Annotated in this window: 11 protein-coding genes; 6 read left to right on the top strand and 5 right to left on the bottom strand. The window is 68.7% G+C overall.

All coding sequences use genetic code 11. The features are described 5' to 3' along the window. The first annotated feature begins 45 nt into the window (after positions 1-45). The 4 genes from CRO07_RS07005 (at position 46) to CRO07_RS06990 (ending at position 4,940) form a co-directional block, all read left to right on the top strand. Positions 46-1,203, top strand: coding sequence for a phosphoserine transaminase (locus tag CRO07_RS07005; protein WP_097029977.1), 1,158 nt, complete (start codon positions 46-48; stop codon positions 1,201-1,203). A gap of 78 nt (positions 1,204-1,281) precedes the next feature. Then, a complete protein-coding gene (gene serA, locus CRO07_RS07000) occupies positions 1,282-2,877 on the top strand; it encodes a phosphoglycerate dehydrogenase (protein WP_176504505.1) in 1,596 nt (531 codons plus the stop codon). A gap of 88 nt (positions 2,878-2,965) precedes the next feature. After that, positions 2,966-3,697 carry a metallophosphoesterase gene (locus CRO07_RS06995; RefSeq protein WP_097029975.1) on the top strand — a complete coding sequence of 244 codons (732 nt, stop codon included), beginning with the start codon at positions 2,966-2,968 and terminating at the stop codon, positions 3,695-3,697. A gap of 73 nt (positions 3,698-3,770) precedes the next feature. Then, entirely contained in the window at positions 3,771-4,940 is a 1,170-nt protein-coding gene (locus CRO07_RS06990) for an acetyl-CoA C-acyltransferase family protein (protein ID WP_097029974.1), read from the top strand. A 59-nt stretch (positions 4,941-4,999) separates the two neighbouring features. On the opposite strand, the gene pbpC is transcribed toward CRO07_RS06990, so the two are convergent. Beyond that, entirely contained in the window at positions 5,000-7,024 is a 2,025-nt protein-coding gene (pbpC, locus tag CRO07_RS06985) for a penicillin-binding protein 1C (RefSeq protein WP_097029973.1), read from the bottom strand. After that, the gene (locus CRO07_RS06980; RefSeq protein WP_097029972.1) at positions 7,021-12,441 is read right to left on the bottom strand and encodes an alpha-2-macroglobulin family protein; all 5,421 of its coding nucleotides are present in this window, start codon (positions 12,439-12,441) and stop codon (positions 7,021-7,023) included. Before CRO07_RS06980 ends, pbpC begins: the two co-directional genes overlap by 4 nt. 141 nt (positions 12,442-12,582) lie before the next feature. Between CRO07_RS06980 and CRO07_RS06975 the strand changes: the two genes are divergently transcribed. Continuing rightward, positions 12,583-15,114, top strand: a complete 2,532-nt coding sequence (locus CRO07_RS06975) for a response regulator (RefSeq protein WP_097029971.1) — start codon at positions 12,583-12,585, stop codon at positions 15,112-15,114. Here CRO07_RS06975 and yaaA read toward each other — a convergent pair. Genes yaaA through CRO07_RS06960 form a run of 3 tightly spaced genes read right to left on the bottom strand, consistent with a single transcriptional unit; the run spans position 15,111 to position 18,270 of the window. After that, positions 15,111-15,884 carry a peroxide stress protein YaaA gene (yaaA, locus tag CRO07_RS06970; RefSeq protein ID WP_097029970.1) on the bottom strand — a complete coding sequence of 258 codons (774 nt, stop codon included), beginning with the start codon at positions 15,882-15,884 and terminating at the stop codon, positions 15,111-15,113. The genes CRO07_RS06975 and yaaA overlap by 4 nt on opposite strands. Beyond that, positions 15,884-17,926: a DNA helicase RecQ gene (gene recQ, locus CRO07_RS06965; RefSeq protein ID WP_097029969.1), complete on the bottom strand. Its 2,043-nt coding sequence runs from the start codon at positions 17,924-17,926 to the stop codon at positions 15,884-15,886. The genes yaaA and recQ overlap by 1 nt, the downstream gene beginning before the upstream one ends. 56 nt (positions 17,927-17,982) lie before the next feature. Next, positions 17,983-18,270: a YggT family protein gene (locus tag CRO07_RS06960; RefSeq protein ID WP_097029968.1), complete on the bottom strand. Its 288-nt coding sequence runs from the start codon at positions 18,268-18,270 to the stop codon at positions 17,983-17,985. Between the two features lie 130 nt (positions 18,271-18,400). Here CRO07_RS06960 and CRO07_RS06955 point away from each other — a divergent pair, with 130 nt between their 5' ends. Continuing rightward, a complete protein-coding gene (locus CRO07_RS06955; protein ID WP_097029967.1) occupies positions 18,401-18,928 on the top strand; it encodes an acyl-CoA thioesterase in 528 nt (175 codons plus the stop codon). The last annotated feature ends 9 nt before the right edge of the window (positions 18,929-18,937 follow it).

Raw genomic sequence — 18,937 nt, 5'->3', positions numbered from 1 at the left:
CGGGACACCTCTCCCCACCGAGAGGCATCTATCTGGAAGGATACCATGTCTGATTTGCAGACCCCGGCCGCGCGCCCGGCGAACCCGCGCTTCTCCTCTGGCCCCTGCGCCAAGATCCCCACCTATTCGCTGGACCTGCTGTCGGACGCGCCCTTGGGCCGTTCGCACCGTGCCGCCGTCGGCAAGGCCAAGCTGAAGGAAGCGATCGAGCTGACCCGCGAAATCCTCGGCGTTCCGGCGGGTTACCGCATCGGCATCGTGCCGGGGTCCGATACGGGCGCAGTCGAGATGGCGATGTGGTCGCTGCTGGGCGCCCGCCCGGTCGAGATGCTGGCCTGGGAAAGCTTTGGCGAAGGCTGGGTCACCGACGCGGTGAAACAGCTGAAGCTCGACGCCACCGTGCGCAAGGCGCCCTATGGCGAGATCGTCGATTTCGCGCAGGTCGATTTCGACAAGGACGTGGTTTTCACCTGGAACGGCACCACCTCGGGCGTGCGCCTGCCGAACGGCGACGCCATCCCGGCGGATCGCGCCGGCCTGACCATCTGCGACGCGACCTCGGCCGCCTTCGCGATGGATCTGCCGTGGGACAAGCTGGATGTGGTCACCTTCTCCTGGCAGAAGGTGCTGGGCGGTGAGGGCGGCCACGGGATGCTGATCCTGTCGCCCCGCGCGGTCGAGCGTCTGGAAAGCTACACCCCCGCCTGGCCGATGCCGAAGATCTTCCGCATGACGAAGGGCGGCAAGCTGATCGAAGGCATCTTCGAAGGCGAGACGATCAACACGCCCTCGATGCTGGCGGTGGAAGATTACCTTGTGTCGCTGAAATGGGCGAAAGAGATCGGCGGGCTGAAGGCGCTGGTCGCCCGGGCCGAGGCGAACTCGAAGGTTGTCGCCGATTTCGTGGCTGCGAACGACTGGATCGCGAACCTTGCGGTCGATCCGGCGACGGCCTCGACCACCTCGGTCTGCCTGAAGTTCACCGATTCGCGCATCACCGACGGCGCGGCCTTCGCCAAGGCGGTGGCCAAGCGGCTGGAAAAGGCAGGCGTGGCGCTGGACGTGGGCGCCTATCGCGACGCCCCGGCCGGCCTGCGGATCTGGTGCGGCTCGACCGTCGAGACGGCGGATGTCGCGGCGCTGATGCCCTGGCTGACCTGGGCCTTCACCTCCGAGATCGCGGCACTGTCGCAAGCCGCCTGAGCTTCGTCTCTTAGACACATGACCCGGGGCGGGGGCCTTCCCCCGCCAACCGTTCCCCATATCCACAGGATGCCCGCCATGGCCCCCCGCGTTCTCGTTTCCGACGAACTTTCCGAAACTGCCGTCCAGATCTTCCGCGACCGCGGGGTCGAGGTCGACTACATGCCGAAACTCGGCAAGGACAAGGAAAAACTGGCCGAAATCATCGGCAACTATGACGGCCTCGCCATCCGCTCGGCCACCAAGGTCACGGAAAAGCTGCTGGAATCGGCCACCAACCTCAAGGTGATCGGCCGCGCCGGCATCGGCGTCGACAACGTGGACATCCCGGCCGCCTCGAAAAAAGGCGTGATCGTGATGAACACGCCGTTCGGCAACTCGATCACCACCGCCGAACATGCCATCGCGATGATGTTCGCCTGCGCCCGCCAACTGCCCGAGGCCAACGCCTCGACCCACGCCGGCAAATGGGAAAAGTCCCGCTTCATGGGGGTCGAACTGTTCAACAAAACCCTCGGCGTGATCGGTGCCGGCAACATCGGCGGCATCGTCTGCGACCGCGCCCTTGGCCTGCACATGAAGGTCGTGGCCTATGACCCCTTCCTGTCGGAAGAGCGCGCCAAGTCGCTTGGCGTGACCAAGGTCGAACTGGACGAACTGCTTGCCCGCGCCGATTTCATCACGCTGCATGTGCCCCTGACCGACAAGACCCGCAACATCCTGTCGGCTGAAACGCTCGCCCGAACCAAGAAGGGCGTGCGCATCATCAACTGCGCCCGCGGCGGTCTGGTGGATGAGGCCGCACTGGCCGAGGCGCTGAAATCCGGCCATGTCGCCGGCGCCGCCTTCGACGTGTTCGAGGTCGAACCCGCCACCGAAAGCCCGCTGTTCAACCTGCCGAACGTCGTCGTCACGCCCCACCTCGGCGCCTCGACCACCGAAGCCCAGGAAAACGTGGCCCTTCAGGTCGCCGAGCAGATGTCGGACTATCTGTTGACCGGTGCGGTCCAGAACGCGCTGAACATGCCCTCGGTCACCGCCGAAGAGGCCGCTGTCATGGGCCCGTGGGTGAAACTCGCCGGCCACCTCGGCGCCTTCGTCGGCCAGATGACCGACGAGCCGATCAAGGCGATCAATGTGCTCTATGACGGCGCCGTGGGCGAAATGAACCTCGCCGCGCTGAACTGCGCCACCATCGCCGGCATCATGAAGGCGACAAACCCCGACGTGAACCTCGTCTCGGCCCCGATCGTCGCGAAAGAGCGCGGCATCCAGATCTCGACCACGACGCAGGAAAAATCGGGCAGCTTCGACGCCTACATCAAGCTGACGGTGGTCACCGACAAACGCGAACGCTCGGTCGCCGGCACCTGCTTCTCGGACGGCAAACCGCGCTTCATCCAGATCCGCGGCATCAACATCGACGCCGAGGTCGGCGCCCACATGCTCTACACCCGCAACGAGGACGTGCCCGGCATCATCGGCCTTCTCGGCATGACCATGGGCAAGAACGGCGTGAACATCGCGAACTTCACCCTCGGCCGGACCGCCATCGGCAAGGACGCCATCGCAATCCTCTACCTCGACCAGCCGATCAACCCCAAGGTGGTCGAGACCCTGAAATCCACTGGCATGTTCAAACAGGTCATGCCGCTGGAATTCGACGCGGTCTGACCCTTCCAACTTCACGCTGGTCCAAATATCCTGCGGGGGTCCGGGGGCGCAAAGCCCCCGGTCCTCCGTTTCCATCTGAAGGGCCACGATGCGAACCTACGCCATTGGCGACATCCACGGGCATCTGTCCCTTCTCCACGACCTTCACGCCCGGATCGAGGCCGACCGCCGTGCCACCGGCGATCAGGACGCCCCTGTGGTCCATGTCGGCGATCTGGTCGACCGCGGCCCCGACTCCCGCGGTGTGATCGAACATCTCCGCCAGGGGATCGAACAGGGTGAGAACTGGGTGGTCCTCAAAGGCAACCACGACCGCATGTTCGCAGGATTCCTGCGCGATGCCGCCCACCACGATCCCGGCCTTCGCCGCGAACTCAGCTGGCTTCACCCCCGGCTGGGCGGCGCGGCAACGCTGGCCTCCTACGGTGTCACCCACCCCGCCGACCGCCCGGTGCCCAAGGTCCACGCCGACGCGCAGGCCCTCGTCCCCGCCGAACATCTCGCCTTCCTCGAGGCGCTGCCCACCCACTACCGCCGCGGCGAGGCCCTGTTCGTCCATGCCGGCATCCGCCCCGGCATCCCGATCCCCGAGCAGTCCGAAACCGACCTTCTCTGGATCCGAGAGCCGTTCCTCTCTGACCCGCGTGACCACGGCGCGCTTATCGTCCACGGCCACACCGCGCTTGATGACGTGACCCACTACGGCAACCGCCTCAACCTCGACAGCGGCGTGGCCTACGGCGGCCCGCTCTCTGCCGTGGTGATCGAGGGCCGCTCGGTCTGGCTTCTCACCGCAAAGGGCCGCATCGCCATCGCCTGAAACGCAACGTCACCGCCGCGGGCCGCGCGGCCCGCGCTATGCTGCCCCCGAACAGCAGCAAAAGGCCGCGCCCATGTCCGACATCGTCCTTCTCTCCGGGGTCCGCACCGCCATCGGCAGCTTCGGCGGCGCCCTTGCCGCGATCCCTCCGGCCGACCTCGCCACCACCGTCACCCGCGCCGCCCTCGACCGCGCCGGGGTCGAACCCGGCCAGATCGGCCATGTCGTCTTCGGCCACATCCTCAACACCGAGCCGCGCGACATGTATCTCAGCCGCATCGCCGCCATCGCCGCCGGCATCCCGCCCGAGGTGCCGGCGATGAACGTGAATCGCCTCTGTGGCTCGGGCGCACAGGCCATCGTCTCGGCGATGCAATCCCTGATGCTGGGCGATGCCGATTTCGCCCTCGCCGGCGGCGCCGAATCAATGAGCCGCGCCCCCTACCTGCTGCCCGCCGCCCGCTGGGGCCAGAAGATGGGCGACGTCCGCGCGCTCGACATGATGACGGGCGCATTGAACTGCCCCTTCGGCACCGGCCACATGGGCGTCACCGCGGAAATCGTCGCCGAACGCCACGGCATCACCCGCGCCGCGCAGGACGCCTTCGCCCTCGAAAGCCAGACCCGCGCCGCCCGCGCCATCGCCGAAGGCCGCTTCGCAAGCCAGATCGTCCCGGTCGAGATCGCCAGCCGCAAGGGCCCCACCACCTTCGCTCAGGACGAACACCCCAAACCCACCACACCCGAGGCGCTCGCCGCCCTCCGCCCCGCTTTCCGCAAGGACGGCACCGTGACCGCGGGCAACGCCAGCGGCATCAATGACGGCGCCGCCGCCCTCATCCTTGCCCGCGCCGATGCCGCCAGCCACCTCAAACCGCTCGCCCGCGTGATCGGCTATGCCCATGCCGGCGTCGAACCCGAGGTGATGGGCCTTGGCCCGATCCCCGCCGTTCGCGCCCTTTGCGCCCGCACCGGCCTGACCCCGCAAGACTTCGACGTGATCGAATCGAACGAGGCCTTCGCCGCCCAGGCCCTGGCCGTCAGCCACGCCCTCGACCTCGACCCGGCCAAGGTGAACCCCAACGGCGGCGCCATCGCGCTCGGCCACCCGGTCGGCGCCACCGGCGCCATCGTCACCGTCAAGGCGCTGCACGAACTGCACCGCAACGGCGCCCGCCGCGCGCTCGTCACGCTCTGCATCGGCGGCGGCCAAGGCATCGCTCTCGCCCTCGAACGGCTCTAGGCCTTTCATTCTGGTCCAAATATCCCGGGGGTCCGGGGGCAGCGCCCCCGGCTGCCCCTTCAATGCACCCGAACAGCGGCCCGCCCCGCCCGCCCTTCGCCGTCGATCACCGACAGCCGCACGAACCCCGGTCCCAGATCCAGCATCGTCTCGCGGGCAGTCACCCCCACGACGACAGGTGCCCCATCGGCCAGCCAGGTGAATGGCGCGGTCCCGCCCTCAACCACCACCTTCAGCCCGCCGCGAAGCCGCTCGACCTCGGCCCCGTCGGGGGGAAAGGCCACCGCAGGCCCCGGCGCCGCCGCAAAGGCGGCCAGACGTGATCGAAACCGGCGCAGTGGCTGGGGCAGATCGGCATTCGTCACTGTCAGCGCCGCCCGCGCCGCCGGTGGCAGCGGGTCAGGCGCCGGCTTCAGCCTCGCGAAGGCGCGAACCAGAACCGGCGCCGCCAGATCGGCGCCGAACACCCCCGGCACCGGCGTTCCGTCCGCCCGGCCCAGCCACACCCCCACCACATGGCGGCCGTCGAACCCCACCGCCCAGGCGTCGCGGTGGCCGTAGCTGGTGCCGGTCTTGAAGGCAAATCCACCCGCCCGCACCCCCGCCGGAGGCGCCATTCCCGCAAGGATATCCCCCACCTGCCAGGCCGAAACCTCGGACAGCACCCTGTGCCCGGGCGCGGCTTCGCCTGTCGCATGCAATGGCAGCGCTACGCCTCCGCGGGCGATGGCGGCGTAAAGCTGCACCATGTCTACCAGTGTCACCCCGACACCGCCCAGTGCCACCGCAAGCCCCGGCTGACCGCCCGGCAGCACCGGGTGAACCCCCGCCCGCTCCAGTGCCGCCAACAGCCGTGCCGGGCCCAGTGCCTCGGTCAGCGCCACCGCGGGCAGGTTCAGCGACAGCTGCAACGCCTCGCGGGCGCGGATCTCGCCTCGGAAGATCCGGTCGAAATTCTGCGGCCGGTAGCCGGCGAAATCCATCGGCCGGTCGTCCAGCAGCGTCTCGGGATGGGCCAGCCCCTCGTCGAAGGCCAACCCGTAAACCAGCGGCTTCAGCAGCGATCCGGGGCTGCGCAGCGCCACCGTCATGTCCATGAACCCCTGCCGCCGGTCCGCGCGATAGGCCGCCGAGCCGACCGAGGCCAGCACCTGACCCGAGCGGTGGTCGGCCACCAGGATCGCCACCCCCAGCCTCTCGCCCTGTCCCGTCACCGTCTCGCGCGCCAGATCCTCAAGCCGCCGTTGCAGGGCCGCGTCCAGCGTCAGCCGGTGGGTCTGGCGCAGCGGATCGGCCTTTGTCACCCGGTCGGCCAGATGTGGCGCCAGCAGCGGAAAGGGTTTGCGCGCCTGCGGCATCTGCTCGGCCGCCGCGGCGCGGGCCCGGTCGGCCGAGATGGTTCCGGCGCCCACCGCGCGGGCCAGCACCCGCGCGCGCGCCGCCTTTGCCCGGTCGGGGTGGCGGTCGGGGCGGCGGGCCTCGGGCGATTGCGGGATCGCCACCAGCAGCGCCGCCTCGGCCGGGGTCAGCCGTCGCGGTTCCTTGCCGAGATAGGCGATCGAGGCCGCCCGCACCCCTTCAAGGTTCCCGCCATAGGGCGCAAGCCGTAGATAAAGCGACAGGATCTCGTCCTTGGACAGCCGCCGCTCCAACGCCAGCGCCACCCGCATCTGCCGCAGCTTGCCCGCCATCCGCCCGGTGCCGCTTTCTTCCAGCAGCCGCGCCGCCTGCATCGTCAGCGTCGAGCCGCCAGACACGACATGGCCGTTGCGCGCGGCTTGCCATCCCGCCCGCAGCAGCGCCCGCAAATCCACGCCGCCGTGGTTGCGAAAGCGGCGGTCCTCATAGGCCACCAGCATGTCCAGAAACAGCGGATCGACCGGCCCGGGGTCCAGCCGCCAGCGACCGTCCGCGACGGTATAGGCGCGCAACAGCGTGCCGTCGCGGTCCAGAACCTCGACCGCGGTCGGCACCGACAAGGGCGGCAGCGCGGTGGCCGCGATCCAGCGGTCCAGCCCGTCGCGCCCCGCGGCGGCCAGCCACAGCCCCGCCGCCGCCAGCAGGAACCACCGCGCCCGGATCACGGCGCGACGGTCACGGTTCCGGCCCCGGTCCAGGCGCGGAACGCGGGGCGATACATGTCCTCGACCACGGCCGCGGCATGGTGGAACCGCCCCGGAGAGACCGCGCGCACCACATAGGCCAGCCGGAAGGGCGCACCGTCCATCCGGTCCAGCGCCACGGTGAACCGATCCTGCCGGAATTCGGCATGGGCGGTGTCCTCGACCGTTTCCAGCCAGTCAAGGGCGGCGACCTGCCCGCCGCGCAACAGGTTCGGGTTGTCGATCTCGAACCCGGCCGGCAACGGATCGGTCACGATCAGCCGCCCGCCGCCGTCGCCGAAGGGCGTCACCTCCAGCACCGCCACCAGTCGCGCGCCCTGCGTGACACGGGCGGGGTCGCTGGCTTTGCCGGTCATGCTGAAGTAGCTGCGCTTGATGGCATAGCCGTTGCCGCCCGCGGGTTCGGGCGTGACCGGAACCCCGGTCGTGGTCAGCGTCAGCACCTGCGACGGGCCGTCATTTTCCACCGCCACCGGCGGCGCACCGGCAGCCAGCACCCGCACCAGTGGCCCCGTTGCGGGCAGCCCCCCGATGCGGACCCCGGCCACATCCGGCCGGTCGATCAGCGCGTTCGCCGCCAGCAGCGTCCAGGCCGCTTCCTGCGTCGACAGCGGTCCCTGCCGCGTGGCCAGCGCCGTCGCCACCGCCTCGCGGTCCACCACGGCCGAGCCCGCCTCGGCGGCGAGTGTCAGCACCGCCGCCGCGTCGCGATGGGCCGTGCCATAATCGGCGCGGAACAGTTGCGCCGGTGCCGCGGCCAGATCGCGGTTCAGCCGGGCGGCGGCCTTGCGGAACATCGCATCGGCGCGAAGCTGGTCGCCATAGCTGGCCAGTGCCGCGCCCAGTTGCGCCTGCGCGGCCGGTGTGGCGAAGGCGTCGCCCTTCACATCGGCATAATAGCGCAGATCGCCGATGGCGGCCGCGCCTTCGCGGGCCAGCACCATCAACGCATAGGCCAGCGCCTCGCCGCCCTGATCGAAATCGGCGGCGTAGTTCACCTGATTGCGCAGGTTGTCCAGTGCGCGGCGCATCGGTTCGTCCGGAACTGCAAAGCCCTGCGCTTTCGCCCTCGACAGGAAGTCTGTCACATAGGCATCCAGCCAGAAATCGCCGCTTCCTGCCCGCCACAGCCCGAACGACCCTTCGGCGGTCTGGTTGGTCAGAACCTCGGCCACGGCCTGTCCGATGCGTTCGGGCAGGGCCTCGGTGCCGGGCAGATCCAGTGCGCGGGCGATGTCGGACAGATACAGAAGCGGCATCGCCTTCGAGGTGATCTGTTCCGTGCAGCCATGCGGATAACGGTCAAGGCTGGCCATCACCCCCGCCACATCCAGCCGCGCCATCGGGCCGATGGCCATGGTGGCCCGGCCGGTTCCCGGCTGAAGGCCCGCGAACAGGTTGTCGTCCAGCGTGAAGGTCTGGCCTTCGTCCAGCACCAGACGATCCTGCCGGGTGATCTCGGGGTCTGTCGCCTGAACGGGCAGCGCCAGCCGGCGGGTCAATTGCCGGCCGTCCGGCGTGGTCAGCGCAACCTCGACATGGGTCAGCCCGGGGGCCTCGGCCCAAAGCGGCACCTCGATCCGGGCGGTGCCCTTTTCGGCCAGATCCAGCCCCGAGGGAACCGGGCCAAGTGTCACCCCCTCGGCCGTCACATCCAGCCCCATGCGTCCTGCGGGGCCGGTGGCGTGAACCACATCCAGCAGCAGCCGGCTTTCGTCGCCGGGGGCAAGAAAGCGCGGCAGGCTGGCCGTCACCACCACCGGGTCGCGCACCAGAACCTGCGCCTCGGCCTGCCCGACGCCGGTTTTCGACCAGACCACCGCCATCACCTTTACCGTGCCGTTGAAGGCGGGCAGATCGAAGCGTGCCCGCGCCAGCCCATCGGGGCCGACCTCGACCGGGCCGGAAAAGAAGGCCACCAGTTCCTCGGTCGGGGGGGGCGCCTGAAGCCGTCCGCGCAATGCATCCCCGCCCGAGCGGACCGTGCCCTGCGCCCCGGTCATCCCGTCGATCAGCCGGCCGTAAAGGTCGCGGATGCCCACCCCCAGCTTGCGCTGGCCAAAGTAGTGGTCCTGCGGATCGGGGGCGGCAAAGCCGGTCAGGTTCAGGATGCCGGCATCGACGGCGGCAAGCGTGGCAAAGGCGGTTTCGCCCGCGGCCAGACCCTCGACGCGCACCGCCACCTCCAACGGGCCGCGGGGGGCGGCTTCGGGGGCGGTTTCGATCCGCGCGGCCAACGCGCGTTCGCCCGGGGCGATGGCGGCATGGGCAAGGCCAAGCGCCCGGGCCGGGTTGCGCCCGGCCGCCACATCCATCGGCCGCAGCACGGTGGCGGTGACATAAACGCCGCTGCCCCAGTCGTCGGTCACGGGCAGATCGATCAGCGTTTCGCCTTCGTCGACCTCGATGGCCTTCATCGCGACCAGCCGGTTCGACAGCACCATGACCAGCGCCTTGCCGGCCGCCCGCGGCACGATGCGCAGCCTTGCGGTCTCACCCGGCCGGTAGGCGGGCTTGTCCAGCGACAGCTCCAACATGTCGGGCGTGGTGGTGGTGTCGGCCGGGGCATACCAGCCGGCGTCGAAGCGGATGGAACTGGCCGCCGGCCCGCCCGCCTGTTCCACCACCAGCTCGTGCCGGCCCCAGTCGACCGGGGCGCCGATCTCAAGCGGTCGGGTGCCAAGGGTGGCTTCGCCGCGGGCAATGGGGGTGCGGGTTTCGACCGGCTCCCACGACCAGTTGCCCCATTGCTGATACCATTGGTAATCGGTCTGAATCCGGTTCAGCGTCCAGCGCACCGGCATCGGAACCGGCGCCTCGTCCGGACCCACCGCCACCAGCGCAAAGCGGGCCTCGGCGCCTTGTGCCGCCGCGCCAGTGAACAGCGGCCGGATGCCCAGCATCGGCGCCGCGGGGGCCAGAGGTCGGGTGATCGCGCGTTCCACCGGCCGGCCAGAGCCTTCGGTGACCCGCGCAGCCACCACGATTTCCAGCGGGCGGGCCGGATCGTCCACCCGCGGCAGCGCCACGGCAAAGCGCGCGTCGCCTTGCGGATCGGTGGTCTGCACCCCGAACGAGGTCACCTGCGGATCGAAACGCGCATCGCCGCGGCCAAAGGCAAAGCCCGGGAAGGCGGCAAGCCCCTCGGCCGCGCGCAGCAGAACCTCGCCCTCGATGGCCAGATCCGCGCCCGGCGCGCCGAACAGCCAGCGCGCATTGACGGTCAGTTCCGGCGCATCGCCCAGCCGGATCGGGCCTTCGGGCAGGCTGGCCGCGACCTCGATCCGTTCGGGCAGGAAATCCTCGACCAGAAGGCTTGTGGCGGCCAGCGGGGCCGCGTCGGGATCGGCCGCAACCTCAAGCCGCCAGACCCCGCGCGGGGCCGAATCCGCCAGAGGCAGGGCGAAGACATGCCCACCCGCCCCGGCATCGGGGGTCAGCGCGCGGGAATATTCCACCCCGTCAGGGCGCTTCAGGATCGCGGTCAGCGGCAGCCCTGCGATGGCCGCCGCCTTGGCATCGCGGGCCAGCGCCAGCGCGTGAATGGTCTCGCCCGCGCGATAGGCGCCGCGGTCGGTGGTCAGGAACAGATCGATCGGAGGGGCGGGTTCGTGGCCCTCGACGCCGCGATCCGACAGGTCGAACTCGGGGTCGGTCAGCGACAGAAAGGCGATGTCCCGATCGCCGTCCTTCACCACCACCAGCGCGGGTTCCGCGGCGCCGGTGCCGCGCGTCAGGCCGGGATCAAGCCGCAGATAGCCCTGCGCATCCGTCGTGCCGGTGCCCAGCACGGCATTGGCGCGGGACAGAAGTTCAACGGTGGCGCCGGCTTTCGGCCCGGCGCTGCCAAGGCTGCGCACGAAGACATGCAGCCCGTCCACCCCCGAAAGCGTGGTCAACCCAAGGTCCGAGACCACGAACCACTGCCATGCCGGCGGATGCTCATAGGGGTCTTGCCCCGGCACGGCGGCCCGCAGCGCATAGATCCCGGCCGGCAGGCCGCGCAGCGCATCGTCCATCGGCAGGCGGGTGGTGATGTCGCGGTTGACCTCGGTCACCACATCGGCGGTGCCGGTCCAGATCCGCTCGCCCACCTGCCCGGTAAATTCATCGGTCTGCCATTCGTCCAGCGGGCGGCCAAGGTAATCCTGCTGGATGGCCCGCAACAAATTGCGGTCCGACACCCGGAACAACGCCAGATCCAGCGTCCGGGCATTCACCGTCTCGATCGGGATCGCCGGAGAGCCCGCCTTGGGCAGCACATAGGCCCGGCTGGGAAACCGCGCCTGTGGCGCGCGGTCGCGGACATAGGCCGCGATCTGCACCGATTTCGGCAGGGTCTGGCCATCGGCGGCCGGCAGACCCTCGCGGAAGGTCAGCAGGTGGCGGGCGCCATGGGCCATGCCGCCGACACAGATGCGGCGGTCCTCGGCTTCGACGGTCAGGCCGGGTTCGGGCACCTGCACGAAGCTGGAATAATCCACGCCGCTGCCCGCCAGCCGTTCCGAGAACTGCGCGCAGATCCGCGGCCGGGTGGTGTCGGCCTCGACCTCGTGGCCGGTGATGCGAAAGCCGTATTTGCCCGCCGCATCCGCAAGCAGCGCGGCGGTATCGTCGCGCGGCTGGATCTGCTGCGCCAGCCGCAGCGCCTGCACCATGTCGCGGCCCCGGTCCACGGCCTTGGCCGCTTCGGCCAGCTCTACCAGCGCGGTGTGACGCAAGGCCGGCGCCGCGCGAAGATAGCCGTTGATCGCGGCAAGAAAGGCCCGTTCGCGCAGCGGGGGCGCGTCGGTGCCGGGCGCATCGGCCGCAGCCCGCAACCGGCGGGCATAGTCCAGCCATGCCTCGGCCCGGTCGCCGGCATTCACCGCCGCGCCGGCAAAATTCGCCGCCGCCAGCAGATCGCCCGCCGCCTCGGCGGCGGCGGCGCTCTGGCCATGCTCGGCGGCGGTAAAGCCATTCGCGGTATGGGCGTTCGCAAGGCCCTGCGCCTGATCCTTCGCGCGGGCAAGGTCATGGTCCGACAGGAAATCCAGATCGGCGGCACGGCTTCGGGCCGTTGCCTGACGGGCCGGGTCGACCGGCACCACCACGCCCGACACCGCACCCTGATAGGGCGCCCGGTCCCCCGCAGCCGACTTTGGAAAGCACGATCCGTTGCGGGTGTTGAAGGTGAAGGCGACGCAGCCCTCGCGTGCCAGGCAGGCGCGTTCGCAGGCATCCAGCGTGGTGTCCAGCAGCGTCGCCATGTCGGCGCCCGGCAGGTCGCTGTCTGCGCCAAGGACGAACCGGCGGTCGGGCAGCCAGTCCTGCGCCAGCAGCGCCGATGGCAGCAGGCAAAGCAGAAGCACAGGCAGGAAGCGGCCAGAGATGGGCATCGAACCCTCCTTCGCGGTGTCGCGCGGATCGTCTCATCGCCCCCCGCGACAGGCAAGGATTATCCCGGGTTGCAGACGGCGCTTAAGAAGGGATTCATCATGCTGGGGCAAAGTGCCGGGAAGTTGCGGCAGGACGGGCGGATGGATCTGGAACAAAGGCTGGCGAAGGAACGCCGCGCAAGGCTCGCGGCCGAGCGTTTGCTGGAATACAAGCAGCGCGAACTGTTCGCGGCGAACGAAAAGCTGGCAATGCACGCCCGCGCCCTGTCGGATCAGATCATCGAACAGCGCGCGGTGGTGAAGGTGGCCCTGTCCGAGGCCGAGAAACTGAAAGGACAGAACAGCCGGTTTCTCGACGAACTCGACCGGGCGCATACCGCGGCGGTGATGGCCGAACGGCGGCTGTGGGATTCCATCGACACGATCGAGGACGGTTTTGCCGTCTATGATTCTCACCAGAAGCTTGTGGTCGCGAACGAAGCCTATCTGCGCCATTTCGAAGGCTTGCCGGTGGCGCCCGGTATCCTTTACGCCGACCTTCTTGCGATGGCGGTCGACCGCGGCTGCGTCGATCTGGGCGCCGAGTCGCCCGAGGACTGGCGCGCACGGATGCTGGCGCGCTGGGACGATGACCCGATCGAGCCGGTGGTGCTGCATCTGGCGAGCGGGCACTGGCTGCGGATCGTGAACCGCCGCGCCCGCGATGGCGACATGGTCAGCCTGCTGATCGACATCACCGAACAGATGCGCCTGCGCGCCGCGATCGACGCGATCCCTGATGGCTTTGTGCTTTATGACCGTCAGGGCCGGCTGGTGCTGTGCAACGATCGCTATCGCGATCTTTATCCGAAAACGGCGCCCGCGATGCAGCCCGGCGCGATATTCGAGGACATCCTGCGCTTTGGCCTTGCCAACGGCCAGTATCCCGACGCCGCCGGCCGCGAGGAAGAGTGGCTGTCCGAGCGGATGGAACGCCGCCGCAACCCCGCCGAGGCCGGCGAACAGCGGCTTGAGGATGGCCGCTGGCTGCGCGTGATCGAACAGGAGACGCCCGATGGCGGCCGGGTCGGGCTGCGCATCGACATCACCGAACTGAAGCAGCAACAGACGGCGCTTGAAACCGCCCGCGCCGCCGCCGAAGCCGCCAGCCGCGCCAAGTCGGCCTTCCTTGCCAACATGAGCCACGAGATCCGCACCCCGATGAACGGCGTCGTCGGCATGGCCGAACTGCTGTGCGATACCCCCCTGTCCGAGGATCAGCGCCTGTTCGCCGAGACGATCCGGTCCTCGGGCGAGGCGCTTCTGGTCATCATCAACGACATTCTCGACTATTCCAAGATCGAGGCAAACCGGCTGACGCTGCATCCCGAACCGTTCGACCTTGAACGCACCATCCACGAGGTCGCGATGCTTCTTCAACCGCGGGCGCGGGCCAAGGGGCTGGATATGTTGATTGATTTCGACATGTTCCTGCCCACGCGCTTTGTCGGTGATCCGGGGCGCCTGCGGCAGGTGCTGACCAATCTTGTCGGCAATGCGGTCAAGTTCACCGACAGCGGCCATGTGCTGATCCGCGTCGTCGGGCTGGAAGCCGGGCCGGGGCGCTATGACCTGCATGTGACGGTCGAAGATACCGGCATCGGCATCGCGCCCGAGAACCTTGACCATGTGTTCGGCGAGTTCAACCAGATCGAGGCCGAAGCCAACCGCCGCTTCGAAGGCACCGGGCTTGGTCTTGCGATCACCCGGCGTCTGATCGAGATGATGGATGGCGCGGTCTGGGTCGACAGCGAGCTTGGCCGCGGGTCCTCGTTCGGCTTCCGGCTGGAGCTTCCGGCCGCCGAGGACGAGGCCGCCCCGCCCGAGCCGCTTGTCGTCCGCCGCGCGCTGGTGGTGGACGATCAGTTCATCAACCGCACCATTCTGGAACGCCAGCTTGTTCCCTGCGGGATCGATGTGACGCTGTGCCGGTCGGGGGCCGAGGCGCTGGCGGAACTGGGGCGCGATTGCGCCTATGACCTCTTGCTGACCGATCACGCGATGCCCGACATCGACGGTCTTGCGCTGGCCGAAAAGGTGCGCGAGGCCGGCCTTGCCATGCCGATCGTGCTGCTGACCTCGAACCCCGCAGGCGTGCGCGACGATCCGGCCTTCCGGCACCTTGCCGGCGTGTTGCAAAAGCCGCTTCTGCGATCGGATCTTTACCGCCGGCTGCAAAAGCTGACCGCACCAGAGCCGGAGCCGCCGCCCACTCCGGCCCCGATGCCGGAACTGCGCCAGATGCGGGTGCTTGCGGCCGAGGACAACCGCACCAACCAGCTTGTGTTCCGCAAGATGGTGCGTGATCTGGACCTTCAGCTGACCTTCGCCAGCAATGGCCGCGAGGCGGTCGAGCTGTTCCACCAGATCGGGCCCGATCTGGTGTTCATGGATATTTCGATGCCGGAAATGGACGGGAGAGAGGCCGCACGCACCATCCGCGCGGCCGAAGCTCCGGGCCGGCGGGTGCCCATTGTCGCGCTGACCGCCCATGCGATGGAAAGTGACGCCGCCCAAAGCGCGGCCTCGGGGATTGACCGCACCCTGACCAAGCCGTTGCGCCGCGCGGCGATCCTTGAGGCCCTGACCGAGTTCCGCCCCGCCGAAGTGCGCGCCGTGGTGCCCGTGGGCTAGCTGGTGCGCAGGAAGACCGGGCGTTCTGGGCTCGACAGGTCCGGCTCCCATGCATAGCCGCCGGCGCGGAAGGCATGAATGTCGTCGGGGTCGGTCAGGCGGTTTTCCGCGATAAAGCGGGCCATGGCGCCGCGGGCGCGCTTGGCCCAGAAGCTGACGATTTTCCGCTCGCCGCCGCGATCTTCCAGAAACACCGGCGAGATCACCGGCAGGCGCAGCGCCCCCGGATCCACCGCGCCGAAATATTCGACCGAGGCGCAGTTGATCAGCGCGCGGGCGCCGGTCTCGGCGGCGGCCTCGTTCAGCGCCAGCGCGATCCGGTCGCCCCAGAAGTCGTAGAGCGTCGTGCCGCGCGGATTGGCAAGCCGGGTGCCCATCTCCAGCCGGTGGGGCTGGATCAGGTCCAGCGGGCGCAGCAGCCCGTAAAGCCCGGACAGGATGCAGACATGGCGTTGCGCCCAGCGCAACGCATCGTCGTCCATCGTTCGCGCCTCAAGCCCGGCGTAGGTGTCGCCGTCGAAAAGCGCAAGCGCGGGAACGGCTTCCGTTCGCGCTTCGTGAAATGCAGCAAAGCGCGCGACGTTCAGCCGGGCCAATGGTTCGGACAGATGCATCAGCCGCCGTAGGTCGTCGGCGGTCAGATCGCGGGCGATTCCGGCTAGACTGTCCGCCTGATCCTGAAACCGGGGAAGGGTTGGCCCGAACCCATCGGGCAGCGGCAGCGCCGGGCGCGCGGCAAGGCGCTTGGCCGGGGAAAGAACGGTCAGCATCAGCCCTCTTTCAGCACGTCAAGGAACGCCTCACCGAAGCGTTCGATCTTTTGCGGTCCCAGATCGCCCACCCGATCAAGATCGGACAGCGTCGAGGGCCGCGCCTCGGCGATTCGGCGCAGCGTGCTTTGCGGCAGGCTGAGCGGCTTGCCGGTTCCGTCCTCGCCCCGCATCAGCGCCACCTGCACCTCGGTCAGACGGTCGAACACCTCGGCCGCGTCACGGCCGGCCAGACGGCGGCGCTGGGGGTGCATCGCCTCGGCCGCGCCGGTGACGACGGCAAGGAAGATCGCACCATAGCTTTCCAGCTTCTTCGCCCCGATGCCGGTGATTCCCGCCATGTCGTCAAGGGATTGCGGGCGACGCTCGGCCATTTCGATCAGGGTGCGGTCGGTGAAGATGACATAGGCCGGCACGCCTGCGGCCTCGGCCAGTGCGCGGCGTTTCGCCTTCAGCGCCGACAGCAGCGGCGCATCCTCATCGGACACCAGCGCCCGCGCCTGCGGCCGGGCGGCAGCGGCGCGCAGCGTGTCGCGGCGCAGCGTGATCGGCTGTTCGCCGCGCAGGATCGGCCGGGCGGCGTCGGTCATTTTCAGCGCGCCGTGGCGTTCGGTGTCGGGGCGGACCAGATCGCGGCCCATCATCTGCCGGAACACCGCCTCCCATGCCGGGCGGGTCAGGTCGCGTCCGACGGCGAAAGTGGGAAGCTGATCGTGGCCGCGGTCGCGCACCTTCTGGGTCGCATTGCCGGTCAGGATGTCGATCAGATGGCCCGCGCCGAACCATTCGCCGGTGCGCAGGATGGCCGACAGCGCCTTCCTGACCGCCTCGGTCGCATCAAAGACCTCGACCGGGCGTTCGCACAGATCGCAGGTGCCGCAGGGCTGCGAGGTTTCGCCGAAATAGCCCAGCAACACCTGACGCCGGCAGCCCGTCGCCTCGGCCAGACCGAGAAGCGCGTTCAGCCGGCCATGGTCGGCGGCCTTGCGGTCGGCCGGCGCCGCGCCTTCGTCGATCTGCGCCCGCCGCAAGCGGATGTCGTCGGGACCATAGAGGGTCAGCGTCTCGGCCGGGGCGCCGTCGCGACCGGCGCGGCCGATTTCCTGATAATACCCCTCGATTGATTTCGGCAGATCGGCATGGGCGACCCAGCGGATGTCGGGCTTGTCGATCCCCATGCCGAAGGCGACGGTCGCCACCACGATCAGCCCGTCTTCCTGTTGAAAGCGGATCTCGACCCGGCGGCGATCCTCGGCCTCCATCCCGCCGTGATAGTGGCAGGCGGAATGGCCGGCCTCGCGCAGCGCCTGTGCCAGCACTTCGGTCTTGGCGCGCGTCGCGCAGTAGACGATGCCGGACCGGCCCTTGCGGGCGGCGGCGAAGGACAGGATCTGCTGGCGGGGGCTGGACTTGACCGCGAAGGCAAGGTGGATGTTCGGCCGGTCGAAGCCGCGCAGGAAGGTCGCGGGCGGCACGCCGTCGAACAGGCGGGCCACGATTTCTTCCTGCGTCTCGGCATCCGCCGTTGCGGTGAAGGCCGCCAGCGGCACGCCCAGCGTATGGCGCAATTCGCCGATGCGCAGGTAATCGGGGCGGAAATCATGGCCCCACTGGCTGACGCAATGCGCCTCGTCCACCGCGATCAGCCCGACGCCGATCCGGCGCAAAAGCGGCAGCGTCCCGGCCGAGGCAAGTCGTTCCGGCGCCATGTAAAGCAGCTTGATCCGCCCTTCATCCAGCGCGCGGAACACGTCCTCGGTTTCCTGATCGGTGTTGCCCGAGGTCAGCGCCCCGGCCTCGACCCCGGCTTCGCGCAAGCTGCGCACTTGATCGCGCATCAGCGCGATCAGCGGCGAGACGACCAGCGTCACCCCGTCGCGGCACAGGGCGGGAAGTTGATAACACAGCGATTTTCCGCCGCCGGTCGGCATGATCGCCAGCGTGTTGCGCCCTGCAAGCACGGCCTCGACAATCTCTTCCTGCCCCGGCCGGAAGTCGGGGAAGCCGAAGACCTGATGAAGAAGCGCACGCGGGGCCGGCATGGCGGAATCCGTCAGGGGCCGGCAAACTGCCGGCCCGGGTCAGTTGGGGGGCGGGATCAGACGAAGGCGTAGAAGTTGTTGCGGATCACGATCTGCAACGCATAGATCGCCACCAGAACGATCAGCGGCGCCAGATCAAGGCCCCCCATCGACGGCAGGATGCGCCGGACCTGCGAATAGATCGGTTCCAACAGGCGGGACAGCCCGTCCCAGATCTGGCCGACAAGGGGCTGGCGCAGGTTCAGCACCTCGAAATTGATAAGCCAGCTCATGATGATATGCACGAAGATGATGAACTTCGCGATGTCGAGGATCAGCATCAGGATCTGGAAGAGCGATATCATGGACGCATCCTTCACGGGGAAACTTTGCCACAGGTATAGGCGGCCCCGGCAAAGGGCAACCTTTGTTCCGCCGCGTCGCAGCTTGACGACGCCCGACGCGCATAGCACGTCATGCGTGAAGGAGTGATTGATGTATCCTTATCTTCGCCTTTTCATCGAGATGCGCCGGACCCGGACGCTGAAACCCTTGCCCGTCACCGGGACGCACCGATCCTGTCACCGCTGCCTGCCCTGGGATCTGGACCCGTGGAACGAGTTGAACAACGGCCGCACGCTGACGTTGTTCGACCTTGGCCGGCTGCCGCTGATCCACCGCACCGGCCTTGCGCGGGTCTGCGCCGACAAGGGCTGGGGGCTGACGGTGGCGGGCAGTTCGCTGCGCTATCGCCGCCGCGTGGTGCTGTTTGATCGGCTGGACATGGTCAGCCGCTGTCTGGGCTGGGACGGGCGGTTCTTCTACATCGAGCAAAGCCTGTGGCGGAAGGGCGAGTGCACCAGCCACATGCTGTTGCGTGCGGCTGTCACCTCGCGGGCGGGAATCGTCCCCCCGCCCGAGGTGGCCGATGTTCTGGGGGCGGGGGACAGCCCGCCCTTGCCCGACTGGGTGGCCGGCTGGATCGAGGCCGACGCGCTGCGGCCCTGGCCCCCCGCGCACTGACCCTGCGCT

The sequence above is a fragment of the Cereibacter ovatus genome, from assembly GCF_900207575.1.
GTDB classification, from domain to species: domain Bacteria; phylum Pseudomonadota; class Alphaproteobacteria; order Rhodobacterales; family Rhodobacteraceae; genus Cereibacter_A; species Cereibacter_A ovatus.
Note: the sequence above shows the minus strand (reverse complement) of the source record. Positions and strands in the feature narration are given on the sequence as shown.